Source organism: Bacillus silvicola, from assembly GCF_050524305.1.
Lineage (GTDB): Bacteria > Bacillota > Bacilli > Bacillales > Bacillaceae_G > Bacillus_A > Bacillus_A cereus_AT.
The window spans coordinates 920001-930000 of the sequence record NZ_JBNGVC010000013.1; the positions used below are offsets into that span (position 1 = coordinate 920001).

Here is a 10000-nt window from a genome sequence, read left to right on the forward strand (position 1 = left end):
ATTTACTTACTACTAATACCTTTCTAAAGAATGAATATCAGATCAAACAAATATATATTAAGGATAGCATTTTTTATTTTGAGGGCATCCCAGCTAAAGTCACTATTTCTCTCCTCCCACTTATCTCTAGGAATGATAAATAAACTTAGGAGGCGTTATGAAATGCATGTTAATAAGAAGATCATTTATGTATCCCATGATGCCCATTTCCACGGAGCACAGCTGCTTTCTTTACATACTATTAAAGCTCTTAAAGAAAACTTTCATTACTCCGTCGCAATTATTTCTATTGGAACGGGCATTTTAATCCACGACTTTCAAAAGTATGGTCCTGTTTATTGCCTAGAGGAAGACTACCAAACGGAAGAAAAGGTCGAATTATTAATAAAGGAGTTATTATCACAAGACTATACCATCGCCATATGTAGTACCGTCATAAGTGGTGATATAGTTGCACTACTAGCTAAACACAATATACAAGTTATTTCATTAATACATGAATTGCCGCATTTAATACAACAGTACTCTGCCGAGGGAAAAGCTAGAAACATTGCCGAGTTTGCTTACAAAATTGTCTTCCCTTCACAGTACGTGTATGAAAAATTCCGTACAATCACCCAATTAGATCATCAAAAATGCCACATCCTCCCTCAAGGTTTGTTTAACCACAATCCTTATAAGAACAATATTGCAAAAGCTAGAAACGAATTACGAAAAAAACACAACCTGCCTCTAGACAGCAAAATCATTTTGGGCGTAGGTTTCGCTGATCATCGAAAAGGGATAGATTTATTCTCACTTATTGCTTACTCAGTGAGAAAGGTTCATACGAATATTCATTTTATCTGGGTCGGAAGAACGGATGTTCGTTTTTTAAATACGCTCTCCCAAAGATATACAGCACATTTCACATTAGTGGAGCCTACTCCAGATATCGGTTTATATAACGCCGGGGCTGATTTATATTTATTAACTTCAAGAGAAGATCCTTTTCCCAACGTTGTTTTAGAAGCATTAGATACAAAAGTCCCTGTTATAGGGTTTAAAAACGCTGGAGGTTTTGAAGATGTTGTTACGGAACAAACTGGCGCCTTAGTAGAATTTTTAAATTTACCGAAGATGCTGGAAAGAATATATGAATTTATTGGAGATGAAGATTTACGATTACAAAAAGGTAGCTTCGGCCAAGAACTTATTGAAAAAGATTTCAACTTTCTTCATTACATTTATCAATTATTAAACCTGCTTGAGCATAATTATAAAAAAATAAGCGTAATTGTACCAAACTATAATTACGAAAAATACTTACCTGACCGAGTTAAATCAATATTAAACCAAACCTATCCCCTTTACGAACTAATTTTCCTAGACGATGCCTCTACTGACAATAGCGTATCTATATTTGAAAAGCTGCTCTCAAACGAAAATAAGCCCCACCTAAAAATTCAGCAGATTGTTAATGATAAAAACTCTGGTTCTGTATTTAAACAATGGATAAAAGGCCTCTCTGCAGCAACCGGTGATTATATTTGGATTGCAGAGGCCGATGACTTATGTGATCAGACATTTTTAGAAGAAGTAATACAAGGGTTTCATATAAATGGTGATGTTACCTTAAGCTACACACAATCAAAACAAATAGATGAACAAGGAAATATCCTGGCCAATCATTATTTAGATTACACAAATGATATTGATAAAGAAAAATGGAAAAGTTCTTATTTTCGAAAAGGGACAGATGAAATACAAGATACGTTACTTATCAAAAACACCATACCTAATGTCTCAAGTGTAGTTTTTAAAAACATAGATATAAAAAAAACAGAAAAACAATTAGAAAAGTTTAAAGTGGCTGGTGATTGGTTTTTCTATGTTTCTATTCTTAAAGAGGGGAATATTTACTTCAATCCAAAACCCCTAAACTATCATAGACGACATACAAATAGTGTGACGAAAACCGAAGATCCATATTCTCATTACAGTGAAGTTGTACAAATGCAGAATTTCATTAAAGAAACCTTTACTATCGACGACATTTCTAAAATGAAAATGTACACATATAGAAAGTATCTTAAAGCATATTTGAAGATTGAACTATATACTTTCCTCACCATCAGTATCTCTTGTAAGATACTACTATGATTTAGGGGGAATACTCTTTGAAAGAATTTATAGAGGAAAATAAAGATTTAATTTCTCAAATCGCAAACACCTACAATGTAAATGCAAACATCCATCCTGAGGATCACATTTTTCAATTCCTTGTCACTAATCCCGTCTTCCCTTCTAAAAAGGAAGCGATAGATTATTATTTTAAAGATGGAAAAAACTCAGCAGAAATACTCTTAGACTTAATTACTTCCTTTTACACTCCTATAGACAATCCAATTAAAGTATTAGAATTTGCATCCGGATACGGCTGCGTAACACGGCATTTAATAAATATACAAACAGACTTACGTCTAACTACATGTGATATACACGAAGAAGCTATTACTTTTATTGAAAGTACATTAAATACTTCTTCTATATTATCTCATCCTGAACCTGAACAGGTAAAATTGACCTCATCTACGTATGATATTGTTTTTTGTCTATCCTTTTTTTCTCATATGCCTGATACAACTTGGTTTCGTTGGCTTCAAACATTGTATAACGCTGTTTCACCCGGTGGCTTATTCATTTTCACAACTCACGGATATCAAAGTAAAAAGTACTTCAACTTTCCAGATTTAGATAAACAAGGTTATTGGTTTCTCCCTTCCAGTGAACAATTGGATTTAGATGTTAATCAATACGGGCAAACGATCGTTAGTCCCTCTTACGTATGTGAAAAAATTAAATTATTACCTTATAACCCTATCATCAAAAAATACACTGAAGGTTTTTGGTGGGAACATCAAGACCTTTGGGTAATACAAAAAGAAATAAAATAATAAACCATGCCCTACTTATATACAAGTGGGGCATGGTTTATTATTTTTCACTATATAAGAACTCTTCAATCCATAGCTTGTTTAATCTAATTCCACTTTTGAAATCTATTTTAGGTTCCCAATTAAATTCTTGTCTTACCCTATCTATATTCAAAATGATTTTTTGAACATTCTCTTGTTTTTGTTTATAACAGATAAAATCCACTTTTCTTTCTGTTAATTTCTCCAATTCTACTATAATTCGTTTTAAAGAGAGACCTTTGCCGCTTCCTATGTTATATACGCAAGATTTCAATCGATTAAATTGCGATAGTTGTATCGTGATTTCAACTAAATCATCGATATAAATATAATCTCGAATAATCTCTTGTGGATTCCCGTATATATTAATCCTTTCATTACTGAGATGCTGATACAAAAAACAATTTATTGCCCCAACTTTCTTTAAAGGATTTTGATATTTTCCATATGGATTAGAATATCTACATACAACATAGTCTATTCCATATTTCCTCTTATAAAAATACAAATAATTCTCAAGCGACACTTTTGTTATCCCATATGGAGAAAGTGGTTTTAATGGATGTTTCTCATCAATAGGTAAATATTCAGGTTCACCATAAACCGTACCTCCAGAAGACGCTAATACAATTTTTTTAATCTGAAAATCTTTAACACTTTCCATGAAATTAAGAAAAAAAAAGCTACTGTTAATATCTCCAAAAACATCTTCAATTGAAGTTGCTACATTAGACGTTGCAGCTAAATAAATAATGATATCCACATTCACTAAAGCTTTATATATATCTTCAACATTTTCTAAATCACCTCTAATAAATTCAACTTCACTTATAATATTTTGAGGGAAATTATTTATATGTCTGGAAAATACTTTTACATTTTGACCCTGTTTTAATAAACCTATTGCGAGATTAATACCAATGAAACTATTCCCACCTACTATTAAATAATTATTCTTCCTCATAATATCCTCTCTAGTAATAAAATTTTTACTCGTCACACCTAGAAATACAAATAAATGAACTTGGTCACTTCTATTATTCATCCTCTTATAATTGTATGCTCCTTATAAATTTTCATTATCTTTATTTTATATTTTCATTTTAGAATCGCTATCTTATCTAAGCTGACCGCAAAAAACACTCATAATATTTACTTATTTCCATGAATATATTAGATTAATAAAAACTTCCTTTCCCATATTCTCACTCGTTTATTCTATTTAAAGAACCCTCTCCGTGAATAAAACTTTCAAAAAGGAGTACTAAATTTATGAAGAATGTAAATCAAGAGCTTTTAAATCATGTAATGCTACATAAAGATCGAATTCCACATTTCCATAAAGACTTTCCACTTATACTATTCTGGAGCCATAGAAGCGGATGTACCACATTAGCTAATTGGTTCTTTTTTCAAATTGGATTATTTCCTGAAGCAAAGAAATACAATGACTTTATTCATTACTATGAGTTCTGGGTGTATAAAAACAATATAAATTACATACCCGAGTTACAAAATGGTCTTCTAGAAGCAAAAAAAGATGTTTATAAACTTGTACGAAACCCCTATACAAGGGCGGTCAGTTCCTTTTTATTGCTTGCTGACAATCCATATGCTAGCCCTCAATGGGAAAGTATCCGGCATTATTTTTATAATGACAAACATAGTAACCAAGGAATATCATTTAAACAATTTTTATATTACGTTCAAGCATTCGGTTCCAATTCCCTAGCAATAGATATACATTTTAGTCAGCAATACGTCCCAGGTGAAGAAAACTTCATCCAATGCTATATTCCTTTAGAAGATTTTAATACACAAATCACCAATATAGAACACATGTACGATTTGACTAAATCCAATTTAGCGCTTCTTACAAATTCAAATCATCATCGCGCTCATAAGATGCTTTATACGGGAAGCTATGCAGAACTTAGCATTACAGATGCATCCTTCCCTCGCTTTCCGACATATGAAAGCTTTTATGATAAAGAAACCATGGATTTAGTTACAGAAATATATGCACAGGACTTTGAAATGTATCCGTACACAAAAGGGATATTTTAAGTCTATACATTCTTCAATGAATAAAAGTGAATGTATCGCATAGCATAAAGTGAAACTTTAATTAGCGTGGGGTTCTCCCCCGCTAATTATTCCCTTCTACCAATCTTACTTTTATGGGTTCCCTAATTTTCACCCACTCTCTTTGTTTTCGCTGATTGTTGACGTGTGTGTCATATGCATTTAACACAGGAGTGATGTCATGTGGAAGGTAATTTGAAACACAATAATGGATACTGCGTTATTTGTGAGAAGGAAACTACATTTATAGAGCATAATGATTGGCTTAGAGATCATTACTTATGTCCTACATGCCACTCTATACCGAGGCAACGAGCTTTAATCCATGTTTTAAATACATTTTTTCCAAAATGGGGTTCCTATAATATCCACGAATCCTCTCCTGGGGGAATTACAACTCAGCTACTAATTAAAAACTGCAAAAACTATACATATTCTCAATACTTTAAAAACTATCCTCAAGGCCAATACTTTCAAGGAATTAGATGTGAGAACTTAGAAAACATGACCTTCCAAAATGAATCTTTTGATTTATTCATTACTCAAGATGTTTTTGAACATGTCATGACACCAAACAAGGCCTTTAAAGAAATAGAACGAGTATTAAAGCCTGGTGGTGCTCATGTATTTACTGTCCCTTGGTATCATACACTTACAAAGACTTTGCAAAGAGCGAGAGTGAATAAAGAAGTGATTGAGTATATTGAAGAGCCCATTTATCATGGAAACCCTATCGATGAGAATGGATCTTTAGTAACATTTGATTGGGGGCAAGATATGATTGAATATATTTATACACATGCAAATATGTATACTATTGTTTATTTACAAAAGGATAGATCCCTAGGATTAGATGCTGAATTTTTGCATGTTTTTATTAGTACAAAAAGCTCGTAAATAATTTTTATCATTATGTAATTCGGAGGTTTAACAAATGAATAACTTTAAGTTAGGAAGTGATTTTGATAACCTTGTTAGTCCATTATCTGACGCCGAACTTCTAAATCTATTTATACAAAGTTGCTCACAAACAACTATAAACGGCATCCCCGTACCTACGTTCCCCCCTGAAAAAATTCAAAAACAATTTGTAGGTGCTTCCTATGAACACGCCCTATATGAAGCATATTTGTTTTATAGCCATATAAAAACATACGCTCAAAATTTAGGTGTTCCCTTGAATAAAGAAAGTAAAGTTTTAGACTTTGGTTGCGGATGGGGAAGAATTATACGTTTCTTATTTAAAGATGTCTCTGATCAAAATCTACTCGGCATTGATGTGGATCTTGCAATGATCACTCTTTGTAATGAAACATTATGAAGGGGTATATATAAAACAGCAAGTCCACAACCTCCTGTAGAATTTATTCACGACAATTCATTAGACATCATATTCGCTTATTCCGTATTCTCACATTTATCTGAAGAAACTGCAGAAAATTGGATAAAAGAATTTTCAAGAATACTTCGTCCAGGCGGAATTTTTATTGCCACAACACAGGCACGATATTTTCTCGATTTTTGTCAACAATTTAAAGAACATCCTGAATTAATTCAAACAGGATGGCATAAAACTTTATCTCAAGCTTTTCCAGATATACATCGCGCCATCTCGGATTATGAGAGCGGCAATTTTGTCCACAGTCCTACTGGTGCAGGAAATGTTAGAAATAGCAGCTTTTACGGCGAAACTGTTATACCTATGACTTATATTAAAAAACATTATGAGAAGTACCTAAAGTTGCGGGATTTTTTTGATGATGTAAACCGACTACCACAGGCTTTATCTGTTCTCCAGAAAGAGTAACTCCTTTCGTTCATCATAATACACTAAATTTCATGATGAACGACATTTTTTATTTCAGCCATATATATCAAAGCATCCTAGGCTCTCATATTAAGCAAACTGTAAAACCAAATCCAATACGTAGCATAAAAAGAACAGTGCGCAAATAACAAATCTCTTGTTTTAAACTTGCTCCACAAAATCAAAAGTAACTTCCCACCACTTGAACTCCGAAGAACATAAGGGGGATATAACTTGAAAATAATCGCTTTTTACTTACCACAATTCCATCAAATAAAAGAAAATGATCGATGGTGGGGTAAAGGTTTTACTGAATGGACAAATACTAAAAATGCACAACCTTTATTTTCAGGACATTATCAACCTAGGGAACCTTATCAAGATTTTTATTATGACTTAACCACCCCATCCGTAAGAAAATGGCAAGCAAAAATTGCTAAAGCATACGGCATATATGGTTTTTGTTATTATCACTACTGGTTTAAAGGTAAGAGGCTATTAGAAACACCTTTTAATGAGGTACTTAAGATTGGCGAACCAGATTTTCCATTTTGCCTTTCTTGGGCAAATGAACCATGGACAAAAACTTGGGATGGTCTTGATAAACATATATTAATGCCTCAAGATTATGGAGATGTATCGGATTGGAAAGAGCACTTTGAATATTTATTACAAGCGTTCCAAGATAAAAGATATATTCGTATAGATGGTAAGCCTCTATTCATTATTTATCGCCCAGGACATATTCCTGATTGTGAAAAGATGCTTAATTATTGGAATACACTAGCACAAGAAAATGGTTTAAAAGGTATATTTTTTGTAGAAACACTAAACAGCTTTCCAATTCCACATATAAATGGATTCGGCGCTAGCGTTCAATTTGAACCTTTTTATACAATTTCCCATGATAGCTCTTCAGACATAAATAAAACAATATATGAGTCTGGTATGCAATTAAATGCTTGGGACTACGATAAAGTATGGATGTATATATTAAAACGATCTCCCTCAAAGAAAAAAACATTCCCTGGAGCTTTTGTTGATTGGGATAATACAGCTCGCCGCAAAGATTTAAACAGTAGTATTTTCATAGGTTCTACCCCTGAGAAGTTCACAATGTATTTAAGTAAGCAAATTCATCGTGCATACTCCCTTTATAATAGCGAGTTTTTATTTATTAATGCGTGGAATGAGTGGGCAGAAGGTACTTACTTAGAACCCGATAAAAAATATGGGTTCGCTTATTTAGAAGGAGTTAAAAAGGCAATTAATCGAGGTATGAAAGCATACAAAAAAGACGAGTCATTCTGACTCGTCTTAAGGTTGCTTGGCGACGTCCTACTCTCACAGGGACAAGGTCCCAACTACCATCGGCGCTAGAGAGCTTAACTTCCGTGTTCGGTATGGGAACGGGTGTGACCTCTCTGCCATCATCACCAAACTATGAAGGCATATTCCTTCAAAACTAGATAACATTTGCTACATATTATATGGTTAAGTCCTCGATCTATTAGTATTCGTCAGCTCCACATGTCACCATGCTTCCACCTCGAACCTATCAACCTGATCATCTTTCAGGGATCTTACTAGCTTACGCTATGGGAAATCTCATCTTGAGGGGGGCTTCATGCTTAGATGCTTTCAGCACTTATCCCTTCCGCACATAGCTACCCAGCTATGCCCTTGGCAGAACAACTGGTACACCAGCGGTGCGTCCATCCCGGTCCTCTCGTACTAAGGACAGCTCCTCTCAAATTTCCTACGCCCACGACGGATAGGGACCGAACTGTCTCACGACGTTCTGAACCCAGCTCGCGTACCGCTTTAATGGGCGAACAGCCCAACCCTTGGGACCGACTACAGCCCCAGGATGCGATGAGCCGACATCGAGGTGCCAAACCTCCCCGTCGATGTGGACTCTTGGGGGAGATAAGCCTGTTATCCCCGGGGTAGCTTTTATCCGTTGAGCGATGGCCCTTCCATGCGGAACCACCGGATCACTAAGCCCGACTTTCGTCCCTGCTCGACTTGTAGGTCTCGCAGTCAAGCTCCCTTATGCCTTTGCACTCTACGAATGATTTCCAACCATTCTGAGGGAACCTTTGGGCGCCTCCGTTACACTTTAGGAGGCGACCGCCCCAGTCAAACTGCCCACCTGACACTGTCTCCCGGGTCGATAAGACCCGTAGGTTAGAATTTCAATACAGTCAGGGCGGTATCCCACCAGCGCCTCCACCGAAGCTAGCGCTCCGGTTTCAATGGCTCCCGCCTATCCTGTACAAACTGTACCAAAATTCAATATCAGGCTACAGTAAAGCTCCACGGGGTCTTTCCGTCCTGTCGCGGGTAACCTGCATCTTCACAGGTACTATAATTTCACCGAGTCTCTGGTTGAGACAGTGCCCAAATCGTTACACCTTTCGTGCGGGTCGGAACTTACCCGACAAGGAATTTCGCTACCTTAGGACCGTTATAGTTACGGCCGCCGTTTACTGGGGCTTCAGTTCAGAGCTTCGCTTACGCTAACCCCTCTCCTTAACCTTCCAGCACCGGGCAGGTGTCAGCCCCTATACTTCGCCTTACGGCTTCGCAGAGACCTGTGTTTTTGCTAAACAGTCGCTTGGGCCTATTCACTGCGGCTTTCCGTTAAGAAAGCACCCCTTCTCCCGAAGTTACGGGGTCATTTTGCCGAGTTCCTTAACCAGAGTTCTCTCGCACACCTTAGGATTCTCTCCTCGCCTACCTGTGTCGGTTTGCGGTACAGGCACCTTTTATCTCGCTAGAAGCTTTTCTTGGCAGCGGGGAATCAAAGACTTCGCTCCATAAGGAGCTTCCCCATCACAGCTCAGCCTTCACGATAAGCGGATTTGCCTACTTATCAGCCTAACTGCTTGGACGTGCACAACCAATCGCACGCTTCTTCTATCCTTCTGCGTCCCTCCATTGCTCAAACGATAAAGAGGTGGTACAGGAATATCAACCTGTTGTCCATCGCCTACGCCTGTCGGCCTCGGCTTAGGTCCTGACTAACCCTGAGCGGACGAGCCTTCCTCAGGAAACCTTAGGCATTCGGTGGACGGGATTCTCACCCGTCTTTCGCTACTCATACCGGCATTCTCACTTCTAAGCGCTCCACCAGTCCTTCCGGTCT

At 36.5% G+C, this 10000-nt stretch carries 6 protein-coding genes, 2 rRNA genes and 1 pseudogene (1 of these 9 running past the window's edge); 6 read left to right on the top strand and 3 right to left on the bottom strand.

All coding sequences use genetic code 11. The features are described from left to right. The first annotated feature begins 162 nt into the window (after positions 1-162). Entirely contained in the window at positions 163-2142 is a 1980-nt protein-coding gene (locus ACP6L7_RS26810) for a glycosyltransferase (RefSeq protein ID WP_430529538.1), read from the top strand. A gap of 17 nt (positions 2143-2159) precedes the next feature. Beyond that, positions 2160-2936, top strand: a complete 777-nt coding sequence (locus tag ACP6L7_RS26815) for a class I SAM-dependent methyltransferase (RefSeq protein WP_097833490.1) — start codon at positions 2160-2162, stop codon at positions 2934-2936. Between the two features lie 40 nt (positions 2937-2976). Here ACP6L7_RS26815 and ACP6L7_RS26820 read toward each other — a convergent pair whose 3' ends face one another. Beyond that, on the bottom strand, positions 2977-3921 hold the full coding sequence (locus ACP6L7_RS26820; RefSeq protein WP_097833492.1) for an NAD-dependent epimerase/dehydratase family protein: 945 nt from the start codon (positions 3919-3921) through the stop codon (positions 2977-2979). 308 nt (positions 3922-4229) lie between these two features. Between ACP6L7_RS26820 and ACP6L7_RS26825 the strand changes: the two genes are divergently transcribed. The 4 genes and pseudogenes from ACP6L7_RS26825 (at position 4230) to ACP6L7_RS26840 (ending at position 8160) form a co-directional block, all read left to right on the top strand. After that, the gene (locus ACP6L7_RS26825; protein ID WP_097833489.1) at positions 4230-5024 is read left to right on the top strand and encodes a sulfotransferase family 2 domain-containing protein; all 795 of its coding nucleotides are present in this window, start codon (positions 4230-4232) and stop codon (positions 5022-5024) included. A 201-nt stretch (positions 5025-5225) separates the two neighbouring features. Beyond that, positions 5226-5939 (top strand): class I SAM-dependent methyltransferase, encoded by a 714-nt coding sequence (locus ACP6L7_RS26830; RefSeq protein WP_097833488.1) that lies wholly within the window; start codon positions 5226-5228, stop codon positions 5937-5939. Positions 5940-5976: 37 nt separating this feature from the next. Beyond that, positions 5977-6849, top strand: a pseudogene (locus ACP6L7_RS26835) (class I SAM-dependent methyltransferase). A gap of 234 nt (positions 6850-7083) precedes the next feature. Then, positions 7084-8160 carry a glycosyltransferase WbsX family protein gene (locus ACP6L7_RS26840; RefSeq protein ID WP_097833487.1) on the top strand — a complete coding sequence of 359 codons (1077 nt, stop codon included), beginning with the start codon at positions 7084-7086 and terminating at the stop codon, positions 8158-8160. Positions 8161-8174: 14 nt separating this feature from the next. Here the strand turns inward: ACP6L7_RS26840 and rrf are convergent. Together rrf and ACP6L7_RS26850 are read right to left on the bottom strand one after the other, a co-directional pair. Continuing rightward, positions 8175-8290, bottom strand: a 5S ribosomal RNA gene (rrf, locus tag ACP6L7_RS26845). A gap of 49 nt (positions 8291-8339) precedes the next feature. Beyond that, positions 8340-10000, bottom strand: a 23S ribosomal RNA gene (locus ACP6L7_RS26850); it runs 1261 nt beyond the window's last position.

Coding starts and splice junctions, on each gene's coding strand:
- ACP6L7_RS26825 (WP_097833489.1), top strand. CDS start 4,230: ATGAAGAATGTAAATCAAGAGCTTTTAAATCATGTAATGCTACATAAA.
- ACP6L7_RS26820 (WP_097833492.1), bottom strand. CDS start 3,921: ATGAGGAAGAATAATTATTTAATAGTAGGTGGGAATAGTTTCATTGGT.
- ACP6L7_RS26810 (WP_430529538.1), top strand. CDS start 163: ATGCATGTTAATAAGAAGATCATTTATGTATCCCATGATGCCCATTTC.